This window comes from Xenorhabdus beddingii (assembly GCF_002127545.1).
Taxonomy (GTDB): domain Bacteria; phylum Pseudomonadota; class Gammaproteobacteria; order Enterobacterales; family Enterobacteriaceae; genus Xenorhabdus; species Xenorhabdus beddingii.
In genome coordinates this window covers 1-21,355 of sequence record NZ_MUBK01000024.1, presented here as the reverse complement: position 1 = coordinate 21,355, position 21,355 = coordinate 1, and the positions used below count along the sequence as shown (strand labels likewise).

Below are 21,355 nucleotides of genomic sequence, written 5' to 3'. Positions count from 1 at the left end.
TTTGAGTTGTTCGTTGAGGAGTCTGATATGTCCGATGTATTTCATTTAGGTATCACCAAAAGTGACCTGCAAGGCGCGACTTTGGCGATTGTGCCGGGTGATCCTAACCGTGTTGAGAAAATTGCACGCTTGATGGATAACCCAGTGCATCTGGCTTCCCATCGTGAATTTACAACATGGCGTGCAGAAATTGACGGCAAAGCCGTTATTGTTTGCTCTACAGGTATTGGTGGCCCCTCAACGTCAATTGCGGTAGAAGAGCTGGCGCAATTGGGAGTGCGTACTTTCCTGCGTATCGGCACGACCGGCGCAATTCAACCACACATCAATGTTGGGGATGTATTGGTAACGACAGGCGCAGTTCGCTTGGATGGTGCCAGCCTGCATTTTGCCCCGATGGAATTCCCGGCCGTGGCGGATTTTGAATGTACCAACGCATTGTATGAAGCGGCGAAATCATCCGGTTCTGCCACGCATGTCGGTATTACGGCTTCTTCTGATACTTTCTATCCGGGGCAGGAACGTTACGATACTTATTCCGGTCGGGTTGTGCGTCGTTTCCAAGGCTCCATGAAAGAGTGGCAGGAAATGGGCGTGATGAACTTTGAGATGGAATCTGCAACATTGCTGACCATGTGTGCAAGTCAGGGACTGCGTGCCGGTATGGTGGCGGGTGTTATTGTTAACCGTACCCAACAGGAAATTCCCGATGTTGAGCTACTGAAGAAAACAGAAAGCAACGCTCTGGGAATTGTTGTTGAGGCCGCCCGCCGTCTGCTGTGACATCTACCAAGGGCAGGAATATTCCGGCCCTTATCGTTTGTGTGATCTTTTCTTCCTTTCATTCTAAAATCTGATAATGTCATAACGTTCAGTGTTAATAACGATATTGGATTTAATCACTATATTTAGTTTACTTACTCTATTTAGTTTAATAACTTTCAATCGGATACAGCATTATCAATGATTATTTGTTTTCATAACATCTTATACCCAACCTCTCCCAAGCAAGGCGAAGGGATACTTTAATCACAACAAGAGTGACTATGACCACAACATTTATATCTCATCCATCATTACTTCCTTTGAGCGGTGGCATTAACTTTCGAGATTTAGGCAATAAGACGCTAAATAATGGCGCCAAGATCAGGTCAGGACGGCTATTTCGTTCCGGAGCACTGGACAGGCTGACAAAAAATGATCAGGCTTTTTTAGTGGATCAAAACCTTTTTCAGATCATCGACTATCGTGATAGTAGCGAAATCATGGATAAGCCGGATCAGATATGGCAGGGCGCGCATTATCACCACGCCCCCGCAAACCCGCTTTCCAAAGAAGTGGATGCCAATCTGGAGAAGATAGATAGAGAGGTACTGGCGCAATTCGATGCAAAAGACTTTATGTCACGTCTCTATGAACTGCTGCCCATCAACAACCCGGCGTATAAAAAATTAGCGGCATTATTACTGCAACCGGAGAAAGGCGGGATTGTACAACATTGTGCGGTAGGTAAAGACAGAACGGGAGTGGGTTCTGCGCTGGTTTTGTTTGCACTGGGCGCCGATTTGGATACGGTTATGGAAGACTATTTGCTGACCAATATTACACTGGCTTCGTACCGGGACTACTTATTGAACGAACATGCAAAAGTCATGAGTGAAAATGTCGTGGAAAAATTTGCTTATGTTTATTCCGTCCGGGAAGAATTTTTAGTGACTGCGCTAAACAGTATTAATCAACATTATGGCAGCGTGGATATTTGGCTGGAAAAAGATATCGGGCTGGATATTGCCGCCCGAGAAAAACTACAAGCCTATTTTCTTGAATAAAAATATCAGGTTGGCATGGGTTCATTTGTACTGTGCTAGCCTATGACATTCCACTGATAATACAGGAAAGATTAATGTGAGCCTGCATGAAATCATTGAACTGGTCACGGACTTTGTAAGAGCGCATGAAGTTTGGGCCATCCCCATCATTTTCCTTCTGGCATTTGGTGAATCGTTGGCATTCATCTCTCTATTGTTGCCAGCGACGATCATTTTGTTGGGATTAGGGGCACTGATTGGTGAAAGCGGACTGAAGTTCTGGCCAATATGGATAGCCGCAGCCGCAGGCGCTTTCTTTGGGGATTGGCTCTCTTACTGGTTTGGTTTCCACTATAAAGAGAATGTCGGCAAAATGTGGCCGCTTTCCCGCCATCCTCAAACTCTGGTTCGTGGGCACCGATTCTTTGAACGCTGGGGAGTCTGGGGCGTTTTCATCGGGCGGTTTTTTGGCCCCTTGAGGGCCGTTGTACCACTGGTGGCCGGAATTTGTGCCATGCCAAAACGTCATTTTCAGCTCGCCAATTTCGCTTCCGCACTGATCTGGGCATTCGGTATTTTAGCCCCGGGCGCTTTTGGCCTGCGATGGCTGGCCGAATGGGTGGGATAAGCGTGGATGAGGTAAGAGTGGATGAGGTAAGAGTGGCTGGAGTAATTGCGATCCGCTTTGCAAACTGAAAGAAAGCGAAAAGAAAGCGATTAAATACTCTGGACATCTATACAGTCTCTATTTAACTTACATTGAGGTCAGTGAGCCGAAAAAGTTAACCGGAATTTAGCGACAATGACGTTATCGAGGGTGTATAGGTGGATATCCAGTGGTTATATCTGTTGATTGGCAGCTTAAGTGGATGGCTGGGCGGAGGGATCTTCGTCTGGCTTTCCGTTCATCAGAAAATCCAACAAAAAGAGCTGGAGCTGCGTGAATTATCCAGTCAATTGGCGGTCAGTCATGAAAAGCTGGAACAATCCCATTATTGGCGTACCGAATGTGATCAGTTAAACCAGGAGCTATTGGCACAACGTGAAATTAATCGCGTGCAGGAAGCTGAATTGCGGGAACTGAGCACTCGGCTTGAAGAAACCAGATTGGCCGCAGAGGAAAAGCAACGTTTATTGATCAATAGCGAACAGCGCCTGAATACCCAATTTGAAAATCTTGCCAATCGTATTTTTGAGCAAAATCGGCTTCGCACCGACGAATATAGTCGCCAGAATCTCAATAATCTCCTGATGCCATTTCGTGAACAACTGGAAGGATTCCGTCGTCAGGTTCAGGACAGTTTTGGGCAGGAAGCCCGGGAACGCCATACCCTAACCCATGAGATTCGCAATCTTCAGCAACTTAATGCACAGATGGCGAAAGAGGCAATCAACCTCACCAACGCCTTGAAAGGTGATAATAAAATACAGGGGAATTGGGGAGAGATGGTGTTGGCCCGAGTTCTGGAGGCATCTGGCTTGCGTGAAGGGTATGAATTCGATACACAAGTCAACATTAAAACCGACACCAGTGAACGTTTTCAGCCTGATGTTATTGTGCATTTACCGCAGGGAAAAGACGTCGTTATTGATGCCAAAATGTCGCTGGTTGCTTATGAACGTTATTTCAACAGTCATGATGAACAACATCAGGCACAGGCATTACAGGAACATATCAACTCCATAAAAGGGCATATTCGTGGCCTGAGCCGGAAAGATTACCAGCAATTGCCCGGTTTACGCTCGCTGGATTACGTTTTGATGTTTATCCCGGTGGAACCCGCTTATCTGGTGGCACTCAATCAGGCACCGGAATTATTGGATGAAGCGTTGAGACACAATATCATGCTGGTCAGCCCATCCACATTATTGGTTGCTGTTCGTACTATTAATAACCTTTGGCGTTATGAATACCAAAGCCAAAATGCCCGTCTGATTGCTGATAAAGCCGCCAGAATGTATGACAAAATGCGTTTATTTGTGGATGATATGCAAGGGTTGGGGCAAAGTTTGAATAAAGCACAGGCGAGTTACCATTGCGCAATGAAAAAACTGGCCGAAGGGCGAGGCAATCTGATTAGCCAGGCTGAAGGTTTTCGCGATTTGGGCGTGGATGTGAAGCGCCCTATGGACTCACAGTTGATTGAGAAATCTTTCCGGTCGTTACAAACTAACGAGTGAAGTCTGGATGGGGTTTTGTCGGAAAGGCTGGTACACTTGCTATAAATTTTTTTGAATAAAAAGCGGACAAATAACATGGCAGATCAATCAAAAGAAACCACTGATTTTGGTTTCCGCACCGTAGTCAAAGAAGAAAAAAAAGATATGGTGGCAGAGGTATTCCACTCTGTAGCGGCAAAATATGACTTGATGAATGACTTGATGTCATTTGGTATCCATCGTATCTGGAAGCGTTTCACTATTGAAGCAAGTGGTATCCGACGTGGGCATAAGGTACTGGATCTCGCTGGCGGAACCGGTGACTTGACGGCGAAATTTTCCCGTCTTGTGGGGGAAAAAGGTCAAGTTGTTCTGGCGGACATCAACGACTCGATGTTGAAAGTCGGGCGTGAAAAGTTGCGTGATATCGGCATCGTGGGCAATGTGAGCTATGTTCAGGCCAACGCGGAAGAACTGCCCTTCCCGGATAATCATTTTGACTGTATTACTATTTCCTTCGGCTTACGTAATGTCACGGATAAAGAAAAAGCCTTACGTTCCATGTGCCGAGTGCTTAAACCCGGTGGACGTTTATTGGTGCTGGAATTCTCCAAACCGATATTGGCACCACTGAGTAAAGTTTATGATGCTTACTCGTTCCATGTTTTACCTCGAATTGGTCAGATGGTTGTTAAGGATGCGGAAAGTTACCGTTACTTGACAGAATCCATCCGTATGCACCCTGATCAGGAAACGTTAAAAGGTATGATGGAAGATGCTGGCTTTGACCAGGTTTCTTATACCAATATGACCGGGGGAATCGTTGCTCTGCATAAAGGGTTCAAATTCTGAAATGGAAACCCCCTCATCAAGCCATAGCATGAATTCTACGGTATCGAACTCACCTGAGAGTCCTGCCGGATTGAATGACAATGTGAATTACAGCGTGAATGACAACGTATTGTTTTCCGTTCTGACGGCTTTTCTGGAAACGACTCTGAATTATCTGTTGTATCGGGAAAATGTATTGAAGCCAACCCGCTTGAGATTAGTCGGCAAGATACTGTCCATCAAACTGAAAGAAATCAAAACACCACTGGTACTGATATTCAGTGAGAAGCGGGTGGATGTTTTGAGCCAGTGGTCAGATTCTGCGGATTGCTCAATGAAAACGACGCTCCCTGCCTTACTCAAACTGCGGGATCGCCGATGTCTTTCCGCGTTGATTAACAGCGGTGAGATCGTCATTGAAGGGGATATGCAGGTCATTCAACAGTGGTCAGCCTTGCTGGATATGTCGGAGTGGGACCCGGCTCATTACCTCTCCCCTTATGTCGGTGATATTGCCGCAGAAAGTATGAGTCGGATGGTGAAAAAAAGCATGGAATTTGTCAGCCATTCCCTCGCAAGGAAGAAAACCTATCTCACCGAATCTTTGACGGAAGAATGGAAATTCTTACCCAGTGCTCTGGAAGTTGCTTATTTTAGCGAAGAAGTTCATGCCGTTGCCAATCAGATGGCTCAAATAGAGAAACGGTTGGCCGCACTGGAGGAAAAATATGACGCCCGGTGAGATCAAACGACTTTACTTTATTATCCGAATTTTTCTTTCCTATGGGTTGGACGAACTGATCCCTAATATTCGCCTGACGTGGCCGCTGCGTTTCGGGCGTTATTTCCTGTTTTGGATACCGAATCGGCACAAAGATAAACCGCTTGGTGAACGTTTGCGTTTGGCATTGCAAGAGCTGGGTCCTGTCTGGATCAAATTCGGTCAAATGCTTTCTACCCGCCGGGATCTGTTTCCGCCTGCAATCGCAGATCAGCTTTCGATGTTGCAAGATCGGGTGGCATCCTTTGATGGCGCTGTGGCGAGAAAATCGATTGAAGCTGCATTAGAAGGGCCTCTGGAGACGTGGTTTGAGGACTTTGATCCGGTGCCACTGGCTTCAGCGTCTATTGCCCAGGTGCATACCGCCCGCTTGAAAGAGAATGGTAAAGAAGTTGTCCTGAAAGTCATTCGTCCGGATATTTTGCCGGTTATCAAGGCTGATGTACGGTTAATGTATCGTTTGGCCAATCTGCTGCCTCTTTTTCCCGACGGTCGCCGTCTTCGTCCGCGTGAAGTTGTACGTGAATATGAAAAAACGTTGCTTGATGAGCTGAATTTGTTGCGTGAAGCTGCAAATGCCATTCAATTACGCCGGAATTTTGAAGATAGCCCGATGCTTTACGTGCCAGAAATTTATCCTGCTTATTGTCGGGAGGATGTTTTGGTTATGGAACGCATTTATGGTATCCCGGTGTCTGATATTGCGGCTTTAGAAGCACAGAACACCAATATGAAATTGTTGGCTGAACGTGGGGTTCAGGTATTCTTCACCCAAGTGTTTCGCGATAGCTTTTTCCATGCAGACATGCACCCCGGCAATATTTTTGTCAGTTATGAAAATCCGCAAGACCCTATTTATATCGGTATTGATTACGGCATCGTGGGTTCTTTGAATAAAGAGGATAAACGCTATCTGGCTGAAAATTTCATTGCCTTCTTCAATCGTGATTATCGTCGGGTCGCTGAACTGCATGTTGATTCGGGATGGGTTCCTGCCGATACCAATGTGGAAGATTTCGAATTTGCCATCCGTACTGTTTGTGAGCCGATTTTTGAAAAACCACTGGCTGAAATCTCATTCGGGCATGTTTTACTGAATCTTTTCAATACCGCCCGTCGTTTTAATATGGCTGTTCAGCCTCAGTTGGTCCTGTTGCAAAAAACACTACTGTACGTTGAGGGTTTAGGTCGTCAGCTTTATCCCCAACTTGATTTATGGAAAACAGCAAAACCTTTTCTGGAAGATTGGCTGCATGATCAGATTGGGATACCCGCCATTGTGCGAGCCTTTAAAGAAAAAGCGCCCTATTGGGCGGAAAAGTTACCGGAACTTCCTGAATTAGTGTATGGCACACTTCAACAGCACCGACGTTTGCAAGTCAGTATTGATCAAATATCGCAACAATTCAGGAACCAGCAGATCAGGCAGCGAAAATCCCTTTATTTACTGGGGATTGGGGCGACGCTGTTTATCTGTGGGAGTTTGTTTTTCATCACAGGCCAGAAACAATGGTCATGGGGATTGATGGGCGCAGGAATGGTATCCTGGGGGCTGGGTTGGTGTAACTTAAGCAAACGTCAGTGACAATTAAACGTAAGTAAAGGTTGCGCGACCACAGTGTTTGGTATGATTGTATTATTTTCGAACATAAAGTTCATCGTTTATAATGGAATCATTAGTGGCTGTTTTGATGAATAAACAGCCAATCAATCAATAGAGGTAGCACAGTATGGGTGGTATAAGTATTTGGCAGTTACTCATTATTGCGGTCATTGTCGTATTGTTGTTTGGTACTAATAAACTGCGTACCTTGGGGTCAGATCTGGGCGCGTCGATTAAAGGTTTCAAAAAAGCAATGAGTGATGAAGAAAAGCCGGAACAACCTGAAAAAATAAGTCAGGATGCCGATTTCGACACTAAAAATCTGGCTGAAAAACCTACTGTTGCACAATCTGAAAAATCAGAGAGCAAAAATAAAGAGCAGGTATAAACCGTGTTTGACATTGGTTTTAGTGAATTGTTGCTGGTGATGGTTATTGGTTTGGTCGTTTTGGGACCAGAACGTTTGCCTGTTGCAGTCAAAACAGTAGCCGGATGGATTCGGGTATTACGCTCGTTGGCGGCAAATGTTCAGAATGAACTTGCGCAGGAATTAAAGTTGCAAGAGCTTCAGGATAGCCTGAAAAAAATGGAAGAAACCGCAGATATACAATCGTTGTCGCCTGAATTGAAGGCATCTATGGAAGAACTCAGGGAAGCGGCGGAATCGTTGAAAAACGGCTATCAGCTTAAGCCCGATGAAACCAGGGAACGGGAGGAAGATGAAACGCATTTCCACTCATCGGTATCCCAGCCGGCTACAACTCATTCAATCCCAGAACAGGCAACCACAGATCAATCGGGCATAAAACCAGAGCAACGGAAAAATAAATCCCCTGAACAAGCAAATGGCGAACACTAAAACATGTCTGTGGATGATACCCAACCGCTTATTAGCCATCTGATTGAGCTGCGTAAGCGAATTTTAAATTGCTTAATGACCGTATTGGTCGTTTTTTTGGCATTGGTTTATTTTTCCAATGACATTTATCGGCTTATTGCGGCACCTTTAATGGAACAATTACCCAAAGGGGCAAATATGATTGCAACGGACGTTGCATCGCCTTTTTTTACCCCGATAAAATTGACCGTTATGGTGTCTGTCTTCGTTTCGGCACCGATGATCCTCTATCAAATTTGGGCATTTATTGCACCTGCATTGTATAAGCATGAACGCCGCTTGATAATGCCCCTGCTGTTTTCCAGTAGTGTATTGTTCTATCTGGGAATGGCATTTGCCTACTTTGTCGTCTTTCCCATCGCATTTGGTTTCTTTATCAAGACCGTTCCGGCAGACGTAGTGATCTCGACAGATATCAGTAATTACCTGAGCTTTGTGATGGCGTTATTTATGGCCTTTGGTGTCTCATTTGAAGTCCCTATCGCCATTATTTTGCTGTGTTGGAGCGGAGTAGTAACGCCGGAATCGCTGAAAAGGAAGCGTCCTTACATTTTGGTGGGCGCTTTTGTGGTTGGCATGTTGTTAACGCCGCCCGATGTTTTCTCGCAAACGTTGTTGGCTGTTCCCATGTATTTACTCTTTGAATTGGGGATCCTGCTTTCCCAGTTTTATATGGGTAAATCAGGTAAACATAAAAAATGATGGTTATTAACCCAGCGCTAAAGGCTGGGTTTTACATAAGGAGAGAGGTATGAGCTATGTATTTCCGGGAACATTCCCCGGCCGTCGTATGCGTCGTGTGCGCCACCATGATTTTTCCCGCCGCTTATTTGCTGAAAATCAAGTCACTGTCAATGACTTGATCTACCCCGTGTTTGTTATGGAAGGCACTAATCAGCGTCAGGAAGTGTCTTCCATGCCAGGAGTGTATCGTCTGACAATCGATCTTTTGCTGAAAGAAGCAGAAGAGATTGCCCGACTGGGTATTCCTGTCTTGTCACTGTTTCCGGTCATTGAAGCAGATAAGAAATCATTGGACGCGAAAGAGGCTTATAATCCAGACGGCTTGATTCAACGTTCTGTCCGTGCCCTGAAAGATGCGGTTCCTGAATTGGGGCTGTTGACGGATGTGGCGCTCGACCCGTTCACGACACATGGGCAGGATGGTGTCATTGATCAGGGTGGTTATGTTATCAATGATATTACTAAAGATATTCTGGTTAAACAGGCATTGTCCCATGCTGAAGCCGGCGCCGAAATTGTTGCGCCAAGCGATATGATGGATGGTCGCATTGGCGCTATTCGTGAGCAGCTTGAAAGGGGCGGTCATATCAACACCCAAATTATGTCTTATGCGGCTAAATACGCCTCTTGTTATTATGGGCCATTCAGGGATGCCATCGGCACCAGTAGTAACCTGAAAGGCGGTAATAAAATGACCTATCAAATGGACCCTGCAAACAGTGATGAAGCATTGCAGGAGGTTGCACAGGATTTGCAGGAAGGTGCGGATAGCGTCATGGTGAAACCGGGGATGCCCTATCTGGATGTGATCCGTCGGGTGAAAGAGACTTTTGGTGTTCCCACATTTGCTTATCAGGTTTCTGGTGAGTATGCGATGCACATGGCCGCCATTCAAAACGGTTGGCTGAAAGAGCAGCCTGCGATTATGGAGTCACTGCTGTGCTTCAAGCGTGCAGGCGCTGATGGTGTCCTGACTTATTTCGCTAAACGTGTCGCTCAGTGGTTGCATGAGCAAAAACAATGAGGTTTTTGTGTGACGATAACTTCTGGTGAAATAGAGAAGACATAATGAAAACGGGCAATATTGCCCGTTTTCTGATTATACTTTTATAAACTGTTTGTTATCTAATATCTTAGAGACTTCTTTATTGAGAATATTTAACAGCAGAATAGAACGGGTTTCTCCATCGGGTTCGTTATAAATTGCTTGAATACCCTCAAAAATACCCTCCGTGATCAATACGATATCACCAGAAATGGGGGTCTCAGGTGCAATATATTCTTGTTCAGTCACAGAGATCAATTCATCAATTAATGTCTGTGGAACAACGGCAGGATAAGTGCTGAACCGGATAAAATGGCTTACGCCACGGGTTGAGCTAATGGTCGTGGTATGAATGATCTCAGGATCAAAATGTACGAAAAGATAATTGGGAAACAGTGGCTCAGTAACAGTGGTGCGCTTACCCCGGATGATTTTTTCAATTTTGGCTGTAGGTGTTAGGCAAATAACATCTTGTCTCTCTAAGTTTTCTATCGCCCGAGAGATTTGTCCACGTTTACAGTAAAGAAGATACCAATTTCCCATAATATTCCGACTCCATTGCTTAGAATGTTTAGCATAACAAAACCAGAGCTAGGGGATCATCAATAAAGCCAAAAGTTATTTGAAATAGAGTCTACCTATTATAGCCAATTGTGTTTATTTCCAGTCAATATTTAGATATGACATTTTATAGTAATAATGGAAATAGGTAGTAGAAAATCTGGTAATCGTGGTTGATGTGGATAATTTTATCCCGCGTTTCATCGGGGAAACGGGAAATAGGCATGTTTTCTCTGAGTAATGACTGAGTGAGACAGAAGATCGGCTGGAGATCATGTTTGCAGAACAGCAAGGTAAAACCTTCCCGGAAAATTTGATACACAGGCATGGGCTGATTGGGTGCCATTTCGCTGTATCTAAGGAATCCAGCCCACAAGATTGCTCTAAATTCATTGATTTTTGGTAAGCCATGAGTTTACCTTGTAACCCTCATGGGAGGGCTTATAATGTCTTTCCCTCCTTATAACCCGGCACGAATGAACAATATGAAATACCGCGATCTAAGAGATTTTCTTTCCTTGTTGGAACAATCAGGTGAATTAAAACGAATTAGTATGGAAGTTGATCCTTATTTGGAAATGACTGAAATCGCAGATCGTACTCTTCGTGCTGGCGGCCCTGCCTTATTATTTGAAAACCCTAAAGGATATTCAATGCCGGTGTTGTGCAATTTGTTTGGAACACCGAAGCGGGTTGCTATGGGAATGGGGCAAAATGATGTTAAGGCGTTGCATGATGTGGGTAAGTTACTCGCCTTCCTTAAAGAACCTGAGCCACCAAAAGGGTTTCGTGATCTGGTAGATAAATTGCCTAAATTCAAACAGGTTCTGAACATGCCAACTAAACGTCTTAGCTCGGCGCCTTGTCAGGAGCAGATTTGGGCTGAAGATAAGGTGGATCTTACCCGCATTCCGGTTATGCACTGTTGGCCGGAAGATGCCGCCCCATTGATCACATGGGGGCTGACGGTAACCAAAGGGCCAAATAAAGAACGCCAGAATTTGGGCATCTACCGTCAACAGGTGTTGGGTAAGAATAAACTGATTATGCGTTGGTTATCTCATCGAGGTGGCGCGCTTGATTTTCAGGAGTGGTGTCAGGCTCATCCGGGAGAGCGCTTTCCCGTATCGGTTGCGCTGGGGGCTGACCCGGCCACGATATTAGGCGCGGTTACCCCGATCCCTGATACGTTGTCTGAATATGCTTTTGCTGGTTTGTTGCGTGGGCATAAAACGGAAGTCGTTAAATGTGTCTCCAATGATTTGGAAGTCCCCGCCAGCGCTGAGATTATTCTTGAAGGCTACATTGAGCCTGGTGAAATGGCGCCGGAAGGACCATATGGTGATCATACCGGCTATTACAATGAAGTGGACATGTTTCCGGTATTTACGGTAACCCACATCACCCAGCGCCGTGACGCCATTTATCATTCCACTTATACTGGACGTCCGCCGGATGAGCCTGCCGTGCTGGGTGTTGCGTTGAATGAAGTTCTGGTGCCAATATTACAAAAACAATTTCCTGAAATTGTCGATTTTTATCTGCCGCCAGAAGGGTGTTCTTATCGGCTCGCCGTCGTTACGATAAAAAAACAATATGCAGGTCATGCCAAGCGAGTCATGATGGGGGTCTGGTCATATTTGCGACAGTTTATGTACACGAAATTTGTGATTGTTTGTGATGATGACATTAATGCACGAGATTGGAATGATGTCATCTGGGCGATAACAACGCGAATGGACCCGCAAAGAGATACTGTCTTAATGGAAAATACACCCATTGACTATCTCGATTTTGCCTCTCCTATTTCTGGGTTAGGCTCAAAAATGGGATTGGATGCAACGAATAAATGGCCAGGAGAGACACAAAGGGAATGGGGGCGTCCGATAGTGATGAGTGATGAAATTCGGGGCCGTGTCGATGAAATTTGGGATCAATTAGATATTTTGAAGCGATGAGAGGGAACGCATGACAACACTAAGCTGTAAAGTAACATCGGTTGACTCCATTACAGATACAGTTTATCGGGTTCGTTTACTACCTGATTCTCCTTTTTCTTTCCGTGCGGGGCAATATTTGATGGTGGTGATGGATGAAAGAGACAAACGTCCTTTTTCTATGGCTTCACCACCATCAGAAAAACAGTTGATTGAGCTGCATATCGGGGCTTCTGAGTTGAACCTGTATGCAATGGCGGTGATGGACAGAATTCTGGATCAGAAAGTCATTGATATTGATATTCCACATGGTCAGGCATGGTTTCGTGAAGAGAGTGAAAATCCCATGCTGTTGGTCGCGGGTGGAACCGGGTTCTCTTATACCCGTTCTATCTTGCTGGCGGCATTGGAAAAAAATCCTAACCGTGAAATTGCAATCTATTGGGGCGGTCGTGAGCTGGAACACCTTTATGATTTGGGGGAGTTGCAGGCATTAAGTGAGCGTTATCCCAATTTGACGGTCGTTCCTGTGGTCGAGCAGGTTGAGGAATACTGGCGGGGGAGAAGTGGCACGGTTCTGAGTGCAGTTTTGGAAGATTTTGGCAGTCTGGCAAACCATGATATTTACATCGCGGGTCGCTTTGAAATGGCCAAAATTGCCCGTGAGCGGTTTTGTAGTGAACGTGACGCATCGATTGATCGTATGTATGGCGATGCGTTTGAGTTTATCTGACCCCTCTTCCCGGTCAAAAATAAAACGATAAAAATAAAAAAAACCCGCCCCTGACAGGCGGGAACTACGGCAACAACTTATTAGAGTGATGCAATAGCAAGACAGACAAGGGAAAAATACTCATCAATTTCAATCATCAGATACTCTTGATAGCTAAATTTGATCACTAAATTTAACAACTACACTTAACAACTACACTCTTTCAATAATCGTGGCGATACCCTGACCTAAACCGATACACATGGTTGCCAGCCCAAACTGTACATCCTTGCGCTCCATGAGGTTAAGCAAAGTGGTGGTAATGCGAGTGCCAGAACAGCCTAACGGATGTCCGAGAGCAATGGCTCCACCGTTCAGGTTGATTCTGTCATCCATGCTATCCAGCAGATTCAAACCCTTCATACAGGCCAGAGATTGAGCAGCAAAGGCTTCGTTTAACTCCATCACGCCGATATCAGCAAGGCTTAAACCCGCTTTTTTCAGGGCCATTTGTGTTGCGGGTACAGGGCCATAACCCATGATGGAAGGATCGCACCCGACAACGGCCATTGAACGAATACGGGCACGAGGCTTTAATCCTAATTCTTTGGCTTTGCTTTCACTCATGATGAGCATCGCAGATGCACCATCAGAAAGGGCGGAGGAATTGCCCGCAGTCACACTTCCGGTGACGGGGTCAAAAACCGGACGCAGGGTTGCGAGATCTTTTAGATTGGTGTCAGGGCGAATGACTTCGTCAAAATCGACGAACTTCATATTTCCGTCCGCATCATGCCCATATATAGGCGCTATTTCGCTGGCGAAAGCCTTGGATACTGTCGCTTGCGCCGCACGCTGATGAGAACGCAGAGCAAATTCATCTTGCATTTCGCGGCTGATATTGTGCATTTTAGCCAGCATTTCGGCGGTCAAACCCATAACGCCGGCTGCTTTTGCAACGTTGCGGCTCAATTTAGGATGAAAATCGACACCGTGGGTCATGGGAACATGCCCCATGTGCTCAACACCGCCAACCATCGCGATATTGGCATCCCTCGTCATGATCATGCGGGTGGCATCATGCAGTGACTGCATCGAAGAACCACACAAGCGGTTAACGGTGACAGCGGGAACTGAATGAGGAAGGCCAGCCAGCAATGCAGCATTGCGCGCAATGTTAAACCCTTGCTCCAAAGTTTGTTGCACGCATCCCCAGGAGATATCATCAATATGTTCTGGCTGGATGGCAGGGTTGCGCTTGAGTAACGATTTCATCAGATGTGCGGAGAGATCTTCTGCACGGGTCTGACGGAATACACCACCTTTTGAGCGCCCCATTGGGGTACGGATACCATCAATAATAACTACGTTTTCCATATTTTCAGACCTCACGCTTTTTCACCTGGATTAACAGCAAGTTCTGCTGGGGCAGGGTAGTAACTTTCATTACTTTCGGATTTTGCCTTCAGGCCAGCGGGTACGTGATAGAGCGCACCCAAGTGAGCATAACTTTCGGCCATCTTCACATAGGCTGTGGTTCCCATCGTATCCAGATAACGGAAAACACCACCGTGGAATGGAGGGAAACCTAAACCATAAACCAGAGCCATATCAGCTTCTGCCGGGCTGGCAATGACACCTTCCTCCAAACAGCGAACGACTTCGTTAATCATTGGGATCATGGTACGGGCAATGATCTCTTCGCCGGAGAAAATCTGTTGAGGTTTGCTGATGTCTGCCAATAAGTGATCAACTGCTTCATCTTGGGCTTTTTTCGGTTTGCCTTTTTTATCCTGAGTGTATTGATAGAAACCAACGCCATTTTTCTGGCCGTAACGCTGATTTTCGAATAATACATCGATTGCATCCCGGTAATCACGGCTCATGCGGTCTGGGAAACCTTGCGCCATGACAGTTTGTGCATGGTGAGCGGTATCAATGCCAACAACATCAATGAGATAAGCAGGTCCCATTGGCCAGCCGAATTCTTTCTCCATGATTTTGTCGATTTGGCGGAAATCACCACCATCTCGCAGCAACATGCCGAAACCGGCCAGATAAGGGAACAAGACGCGGTTTACGAAGAAGCCGGGACAATCATTGACGACAATCGGAGTTTTACCCATCTTGCTGGCATAAGCCACAACAGTCGAAATCGCTTTATCCGATGTTTTTTCACCACGAATGATCTCAACCAGTGGCATACGATGTACTGGATTGAAGAAATGCATACCGCAGAAGTTTTCCGGGCGTTTCAGCGATCTGGCTAACTCAGTGATTGGGATCGTGGAGGTGTTGGAAGCCAGAATACAGTCATCGCTGATATGTGATTCTGTTTCTGCCAGAACCGCCGCTTTAATTTTGGGATTCTCAACGACGGCTTCGACAACAACCTGAGATTGCTCAATACCTGCGTAATTGAGGGTCGGTTGGATAGATGACAGGATTTTTGCCATCTTCATGGCGTCCAGGCGCCCGCGTTCAAATTGCTTATTCAATAACTTAGCGGCTTCATTGATACCTAGATCCAGCGCTTTCTGATTGATATCTTTCATCAGAATAGGAATGCCTTTACGCGCTGATTGATAGGCAATCCCTCCTCCCATAATTCCTGCGCCCAGTACCGCCGCATGTTCAGGTGTCGTCACCGCTTGCAGGTGTTTTTTCGCCAGCCCCTTAACATATTGGTCATTCAGGAAAATACCGACCAGAGCACGGGCAACTGCGGTGTGTGCCAGTTTAACAAAGCTGGCAGACTCCAGCGCCAGCGCACCATCGCGACCCAGTGTCGCTGCTTTTTCAATCGTTTTTACTGCAGTGATTGGTGCAGGGTAATGAGGGCCTGCAACTTTCATGACCATGCCTTTTGCTACGGTGAAGCTCATGGTTCGTTCGATCTCATTGAGATTCAGTGGCATCAGTTTAGGCTGGCGGGCGGCTTTCCAATCCAAATCGCCCTTAATCGCTTGTTGCAGAATTGAAACGGCAGAATCAATGAGCTTTTCGACAGGAACGACGGCATCAACCAGACCATTTTTCAGTGCTTCTTCGGCATTAATATCTTTCCCTGCGGAAATAATTTCGAGGGCATTGTCCGTACCGATTAAGCGTGGCAGGCGGACAGAGCCACCAAAGCCCGGCATAATGCCCAATTTGGTTTCTGGCAATCCGATGCGAAGATCGGGCGCCGCAACCCGGAAATCCGTCGAAAGCACCACTTCACACCCTCCACCAAGCGCATAACCATTAATGGCGGAGACAGTAGGAACAGGGAGGTCTTCAATCCGGTTAAGAATATTGTTGGCGAGATCCAGCAGTTCGTGAAGTTTTTCTGCTGGCGCATTAAATAAGGATAAAAACTCGGTAATGTCGGCACCAACAATAAAGGCTTGCTTTTCAGACCGTAACAACAGCCCTTTTAATTCAGTTTGTTGCTCAAGGGCGGCAACGGCTTTCTCCAATGAAGTCACGGTTTTTGTATCTAATTTATTAATGGCTGCTGGCGCATTGAAGATCAGTTCTGCAATGCCATCTTTCAGCCATTTTACTTGAATAGTTTCACTTAGGTAGAGCATGTCATTCTCCTCAATGAGTACATACCATCTGGTATGACCAGATGTCATTGATTGTGATTAGTGTGTTAATTGAATGCAAACCAATGATTAATTTTTTGTAGGGCGGATCACAGGTAAGATTTATGACAGAGAGGGATGTTTTTTGTTAGTGTTATGAAAAATATGAATATTGTCATGCTTTTCCAGATAAGTCGTTTTTCATGGTGTCGCCCCCCAAATAATGAATTGTGGTAATATTTAAGCTCCCGCCAGAAAATTAAAAGGCTAATAAAGATGGAAAAGTTGGCACCTCTATACCACGAACATATAAAAACGTTACAAAAACGCGCGCGTGAAATACTGGCACGCACTCAGCTTGATGCCCTGCTTATTCACTCTGGTGAACCATTACGCGTTTTTCTTGATGATGGCCATTACCCTTTCAAGGCAAATGTACATTTTAAATCTTGGGTTCCTGTGACCAAAGTCCCGCATTGCTGGTTATGGATTGATGGGGTCAATAAACCGAAGCTCTGGTTTTATTCGCCGGTAGATTACTGGCATAGCGTAGAACGGTTACCCAATAGCCACTGGACTGAAGAAGTAGACATGATTCATTTGGCAAACGCCGATGATATCCATGCGCAACTGAGTGGATTAGCAAAACAGAATACGGCCTATATTGGTGAGCAATCTGAACGTGCGCTGTCTTTGGGCATCCTTGAGCACAATATTAACCCAAAAGCCGTCTTGAATTATTTGAGTTACCATCGCTCATATAAAACAGATTACGAACTGGCTTGTATGCGTGAAGCGCAGAAAACGGCGGTTAATGGTCATCAGGCTGCATATGACGCATTTTTGTCTGGTGTGAGCGAATTCGAAATCAATATGTTCTATTTGATGGCAACGGGGCACCGTGATACCGATGTTCCTTATGATAATATTGTCGCCCTGAATGAAAATACGGCCGTTTTACACTACACCAAATTACGGCAGACCGCCCCTTCTGAAATTCGCAGTTTCTTGATTGATGCGGGTGCAGAATATAATGGCTATGCTGCGGATATTACTAGAACCTATGCAGCAAAATCCAATAACGACTTTGCCTCATTGATTAAAGATCTGAATGAAGAGCAGAAGGCAATTATTGGCACGATGAAAACGGGGATTCGATATACTGACTACCATATCAATATGCATCACTGTATCGCCAGGTTGCTGAGAAAACATGACATTATTCATGGGATCAGTGAAGAGAGCATGGTTGAGAAAGGGTTCACAACCCCCTTTTTCCCGCATGGGCTGGGTCACCCACTGGGTTTGCAGGTGCATGATGCTGCCGGATTCATGCAAGATGATCATGGAACCCACTTGGCGGCTCCAGAAATGTACCCTTATTTGCGTTGTACCCGTATTTTGGAACCGAAAATGGTTTTAACCATTGAACCGGGGCTTTATTTCATTGAGACCTTATTGGCGCAGTGGCGTGAAAGTGAATACCGTCAGCATTTTGATTGGAAAAAAATCGATATGTTGAAACCTTATGGCGGTATTCGCATTGAAGACAACATCGTTATTCACGATGGAAAAATTGAAAATATGACCAGAGACTTACAATTATCGTAATGAAGCCTTATTTGATCCCTGCGGCTTCAGTCAGTTTTACTGAAGAAATAAAAAAGAGTCGTTTCATTACCCTGCTGGAGCACACCAGTGGGGTGGATGAAGCAAAATCATTTATCCAAAGCATCAAGCAACAATATCCTGATGCCCGGCATCATTGTTGGGCTTTTGTGGCAGGGGCACCGGATGATTCCCAACAGTTGGGCTTTTCGGATGACGGGGAGCCGACAGGAACTGCGGGTAAGCCCATGATCGCTCAATTGATAGGCAGTGGGTTGGGGGAAATCACCGCTGTATCTGTTCGCTATTTTGGCGGCATCAAACTTGGCACGGGCGGGTTGGTGAAAGCCTATGGCAATGGTGTGCAGCAAGCGCTGAAATTATTGGCAACCGAGTACAAAGTGCCGCAGAAGTTATACCAATTGCAATGTGAGTATTCGCATATCTCAATGATTGAACAACTACTACAGCAATTCTCCGGGCAAGTGATTGCCAGTGACTATGCTGAAAACGTCACGTTGCAAGTATCACTACCCGCTACCCTCGTCGGGGAGATAGGTGATAAATTACGGGACATGAGCCGTGGTGCTCTGTTTTTAACACCCAAATCATAATTATTCTGTCATACCGGATTTCTAAGGAACCAGCCGAATGCATTTTCGTGCCATAACCCGTATTGTCGGGCTACTTGTCATTCTTTTCTCTGTCACAATGATTATTCCGGGGTTGGTGGCATTGATTTATCGCGATGGCGCAGGCAGGGCATTCAGCCAAACATTCATTTTTGCCCTCGTTATTGGCTTAATGTTATGGGTGCCCAATCGGGAACAAAAACATGATCTTAAACCTAAAGAGGGGTTTTTGATTGTTGTCCTGTTTTGGACAGTGCTGGGCAGCGTTGGAGCATTACCCTTTATTTTCTCTGAAAAACCCAGTCTTTCAGTGACTGATGCCTTTTTTGAGTCATTCTCCGGTTTGACGACAACAGGAGCAACTACCCTTGTCGGTCTCGACACTCTCCCCAAAGCCATTCTTTTCTACCGACAAATGTTGCAATGGCTGGGAGGTATGGGGATCATCGTTCTGGCGGTGGCTATCTTGCCCTTGCTGGGTGTGGGGGGAATGCAGCTTTATCGTGCTGAAATGCCGGGACCATTGAAAGACAATAAAATGCGCCCCCGTATTGCAGAAACCGCAAAAACGCTCTGGCTGATTTATGTTTTATTGACCATTGCTTGTGCGATAGCGCTTTGGGCTGCGGGAATGTCAGTATTTGATGCAATCTCGCATAGCTTTTCAACCATCGCTATTGGGGGATTTTCCACGCATGATGCTAGCGTCGGTTTTTTCAATAGCCCAACCATTAATACTATTATTGCCATTTTCTTGCTGATATCAGGCTGTAATTTTGGCCTGCATTTTGCTGTTCTTTCTGGACGCAGTTTGAAAGTGTATTGGCGCGACCCGGAGTTCCGTATGTTCATTACCATTCAACTAGCCTTGTTGGTGGTGTGTGTACTGATACTGTGGCAGCATTCCATTTATGAATCAGAACTGAACGCACTTAACCATGCCTTCTTTCAGGTTGTCTCTATGGCGACAACGGCGGGATTTACAACCGATAGTTTTGCCAACTGGCCCCTGTTTCTGCCTTTCTTGTTGTTATGTTCCGCATTTGTTGGTGGTTGTGCGGGTTCGACAGGGGGAGGACTGAAAGTCATTCGTATTTTGTTGCTGTTTTTGCAGGGTTCCCGCGAATTAAAACGTTTGGTTCATCCGAATGCGGTATACACCATTAAATTAGGGCATAGGGCATTACCAGAACGAATCATCGAAGCGGTATGGGGATTCTTTTCTGCCTATGCTTTAGTTTTCATCATTAGCATGTTGTTATTGATTGCAACCGGTATTGATGAGTTTTCCGCCTTTTCTGCCATTGCTGCAACCCTGAATAACCTAGGGCCTGGGTTGGGAGCGGTGGCTGATAACTTTACGACCATGAATCCAACCGCTAAATGGATATTGGTCGTGACTATGTTATTTGGGCGTTTGGAAGTGTTTACCTTATTAGTTTTGTTTACTCCGACTTTTTGGCGTGAATAGCTTGGCGTGACGTGAATAGTTATTTGAATTGCTGTTTGATAAGGGTGTATCTATGAATTACTTATTGCTTTATTCCACTCAGGATGGGCAGACCAAAAAGATCCTTACTCGCATCGCAGAAAACCTTCGTCGTGCTGGTATTCAGTGCGATTTAAGAGATCTGACTACAATGAAGCAGGTGAATTTGACGCCCTATCACAAAGTGATGGTTGGTGCATCAATACGCTATGGCCACTTCAATTCTGTCTTACATAAGTTTGTCATTCGCCACCAAAAACAATTGAACCTAATGCCAACCGCTTTCTTTGGTGTCAATTTAACGGCGAGAAAACCAGAGAAAAGAACACCAGAAACCAATGCTTATGTACGCAAGTTCTTAACTAAAAGCCCATGGCAACCTGATTTATGTGAGGTTTTTGCGGGAGCGTTGCTTTATCCGCGTTATCGTTGGTTGGATCGCATCATGATTCAATTCATTATGCGAATGACGGGGGGAGAAACAGATACTAAAAAAGAAATTGAATATACGGATTGGGAACAGGTAGATCGTTTTTCCGAGACATTTTTGCAAATGCCACGCAATAAAGAGCTTCAAAAATAGTCTTTTTGGTGATTGTTGCCGCACTTTGAGGAAAAAAAACACGAACGGAAAGAAAATCGAAAAAAACTATTGTCAGGCGCGGAAAACTCCCTATAATGCGCCACCACTGACCGACGCTGAGCTGCAACATGCCGCCGAGGACAGGGGAAGGAAAGCGAAAATAAACGCTTGACTCCCGAGGCGAAAAGCGTAAGATACGCAGCCTCGCAACCCGGAACGAATGTCCGGTTGCCAACGCTCTTTAACAAATTAATCAGACAATCTGTGTGGGCACTCGCAAGACCCTATCTGACGCCGAAAGGCGAAAAAGATTAAACAAGTCTTGAAGAGTGACTAAAACAGTTAATTCATTACGAACTAACAGTAAACAATTCTTTGAGCATCAAACCTT

21 protein-coding genes are annotated in these 21,355 nt (G+C 45.5%); 17 read left to right on the top strand and 4 right to left on the bottom strand.

Annotated elements, in window-relative coordinates:
- Positions 1–27: 27 nt before the first annotated feature.
- The 11 genes from udp (at position 28) to hemB (ending at position 9,849) form a co-directional block, all read left to right on the top strand.
- Positions 28–783, top strand: a complete 756-nt coding sequence (gene udp / locus Xbed_RS13855; protein WP_086113499.1) for a uridine phosphorylase — start codon at positions 28–30, stop codon at positions 781–783.
- A gap of 263 nt (positions 784–1,046) precedes the next feature.
- Entirely contained in the window at positions 1,047–1,829 is a 783-nt protein-coding gene (locus tag Xbed_RS13850) for a tyrosine-protein phosphatase (protein ID WP_086113498.1), read from the top strand.
- A gap of 76 nt (positions 1,830–1,905) precedes the next feature.
- Positions 1,906–2,436, top strand: a complete 531-nt coding sequence (locus tag Xbed_RS13845) for a DedA family protein (protein ID WP_086113497.1) — start codon at positions 1,906–1,908, stop codon at positions 2,434–2,436.
- Between the two features lie 257 nt (positions 2,437–2,693).
- Positions 2,694–3,989 carry a DNA recombination protein RmuC gene (rmuC, locus tag Xbed_RS13840; protein WP_422641364.1) on the top strand — a complete coding sequence of 432 codons (1,296 nt, stop codon included), beginning with the start codon at positions 2,694–2,696 and terminating at the stop codon, positions 3,987–3,989.
- Between the two features lie 75 nt (positions 3,990–4,064).
- The gene (ubiE, locus tag Xbed_RS13835; RefSeq protein WP_086113495.1) at positions 4,065–4,820 is read left to right on the top strand and encodes a bifunctional demethylmenaquinone methyltransferase/2-methoxy-6-polyprenyl-1,4-benzoquinol methylase UbiE; all 756 of its coding nucleotides are present in this window, start codon (positions 4,065–4,067) and stop codon (positions 4,818–4,820) included.
- Position 4,821: 1 nt separating this feature from the next.
- Entirely contained in the window at positions 4,822–5,541 is a 720-nt protein-coding gene (gene ubiJ / locus Xbed_RS13830) for a ubiquinone biosynthesis protein UbiJ (RefSeq protein ID WP_086113494.1), read from the top strand.
- Entirely contained in the window at positions 5,528–7,165 is a 1,638-nt protein-coding gene (ubiB, locus tag Xbed_RS13825) for a ubiquinone biosynthesis regulatory protein kinase UbiB (RefSeq protein ID WP_086113493.1), read from the top strand. The genes ubiJ and ubiB overlap by 14 nt, the downstream gene beginning before the upstream one ends.
- Positions 7,166–7,310: 145 nt before the next feature.
- Positions 7,311–7,571, top strand: coding sequence for a Sec-independent protein translocase subunit TatA (gene tatA, locus Xbed_RS13820; protein WP_086113492.1), 261 nt, complete (start codon positions 7,311–7,313; stop codon positions 7,569–7,571).
- A 3-nt stretch (positions 7,572–7,574) separates the two neighbouring features.
- Positions 7,575–8,042, top strand: a complete 468-nt coding sequence (tatB, locus tag Xbed_RS13815; RefSeq protein ID WP_086113491.1) for a Sec-independent protein translocase protein TatB — start codon at positions 7,575–7,577, stop codon at positions 8,040–8,042.
- Between the two features lie 3 nt (positions 8,043–8,045).
- Positions 8,046–8,783, top strand: a complete 738-nt coding sequence (tatC, locus tag Xbed_RS13810; protein WP_086113490.1) for a Sec-independent protein translocase subunit TatC — start codon at positions 8,046–8,048, stop codon at positions 8,781–8,783.
- Positions 8,784–8,832: 49 nt separating this feature from the next.
- Complete coding sequence (gene hemB, locus Xbed_RS13805) at positions 8,833–9,849, top strand: porphobilinogen synthase (RefSeq protein WP_086113489.1); 1,017 nt, start codon at positions 8,833–8,835, stop codon at positions 9,847–9,849.
- A gap of 75 nt (positions 9,850–9,924) precedes the next feature.
- Here hemB and rfaH read toward each other — a convergent pair whose 3' ends face one another.
- Positions 9,925–10,413, bottom strand: coding sequence for a transcription/translation regulatory transformer protein RfaH (gene rfaH / locus Xbed_RS13800; protein WP_086113488.1), 489 nt, complete (start codon positions 10,411–10,413; stop codon positions 9,925–9,927).
- A gap of 145 nt (positions 10,414–10,558) precedes the next feature.
- Entirely contained in the window at positions 10,559–10,777 is a 219-nt protein-coding gene (locus Xbed_RS13795; RefSeq protein WP_086113487.1) for a hypothetical protein, read from the bottom strand.
- Positions 10,778–10,916: 139 nt separating this feature from the next.
- On the opposite strand from Xbed_RS13795, the gene ubiD reads away from it, so the two are divergent.
- The gene (ubiD, locus tag Xbed_RS13790) at positions 10,917–12,389 is read left to right on the top strand and encodes a 4-hydroxy-3-polyprenylbenzoate decarboxylase (protein WP_086113539.1); all 1,473 of its coding nucleotides are present in this window, start codon (positions 10,917–10,919) and stop codon (positions 12,387–12,389) included.
- A gap of 10 nt (positions 12,390–12,399) precedes the next feature.
- Positions 12,400–13,101: an NAD(P)H-flavin reductase gene (gene fre, locus Xbed_RS13785; RefSeq protein WP_086113486.1), complete on the top strand. Its 702-nt coding sequence runs from the start codon at positions 12,400–12,402 to the stop codon at positions 13,099–13,101.
- Positions 13,102–13,293: 192 nt separating this feature from the next.
- Here the strand turns inward: fre and fadA are convergent, their stop codons facing one another.
- Complete coding sequence (gene fadA / locus Xbed_RS13780; protein ID WP_086113538.1) at positions 13,294–14,457, bottom strand: acetyl-CoA C-acyltransferase FadA; 1,164 nt, start codon at positions 14,455–14,457, stop codon at positions 13,294–13,296.
- Between the two features lie 11 nt (positions 14,458–14,468).
- Positions 14,469–16,655, bottom strand: a complete 2,187-nt coding sequence (gene fadB / locus Xbed_RS13775) for a fatty acid oxidation complex subunit alpha FadB (protein ID WP_086113485.1) — start codon at positions 16,653–16,655, stop codon at positions 14,469–14,471.
- 273 nt (positions 16,656–16,928) lie between these two features.
- Here fadB and pepQ point away from each other — a divergent pair, with 273 nt between their 5' ends.
- Genes pepQ through hemG form a run of 4 tightly spaced genes read left to right on the top strand, consistent with a single transcriptional unit; the run spans position 16,929 to position 20,964 of the window.
- A complete protein-coding gene (gene pepQ, locus Xbed_RS13770) occupies positions 16,929–18,263 on the top strand; it encodes a Xaa-Pro dipeptidase (RefSeq protein WP_086113484.1) in 1,335 nt (444 codons plus the stop codon).
- Positions 18,263–18,874, top strand: a complete 612-nt coding sequence (locus Xbed_RS13765; protein WP_086113483.1) for an IMPACT family protein — start codon at positions 18,263–18,265, stop codon at positions 18,872–18,874. The genes pepQ and Xbed_RS13765 overlap by 1 nt, the downstream gene beginning before the upstream one ends.
- A gap of 37 nt (positions 18,875–18,911) precedes the next feature.
- Positions 18,912–20,363 (top strand): Trk system potassium transporter TrkH, encoded by a 1,452-nt coding sequence (gene trkH / locus Xbed_RS13760; RefSeq protein WP_086113482.1) that lies wholly within the window; start codon positions 18,912–18,914, stop codon positions 20,361–20,363.
- A gap of 52 nt (positions 20,364–20,415) precedes the next feature.
- On the top strand, positions 20,416–20,964 hold the full coding sequence (gene hemG / locus Xbed_RS13755) for a menaquinone-dependent protoporphyrinogen IX dehydrogenase (protein WP_086113481.1): 549 nt from the start codon (positions 20,416–20,418) through the stop codon (positions 20,962–20,964).
- Positions 20,965–21,355: the final 391 nt, after the last annotated feature.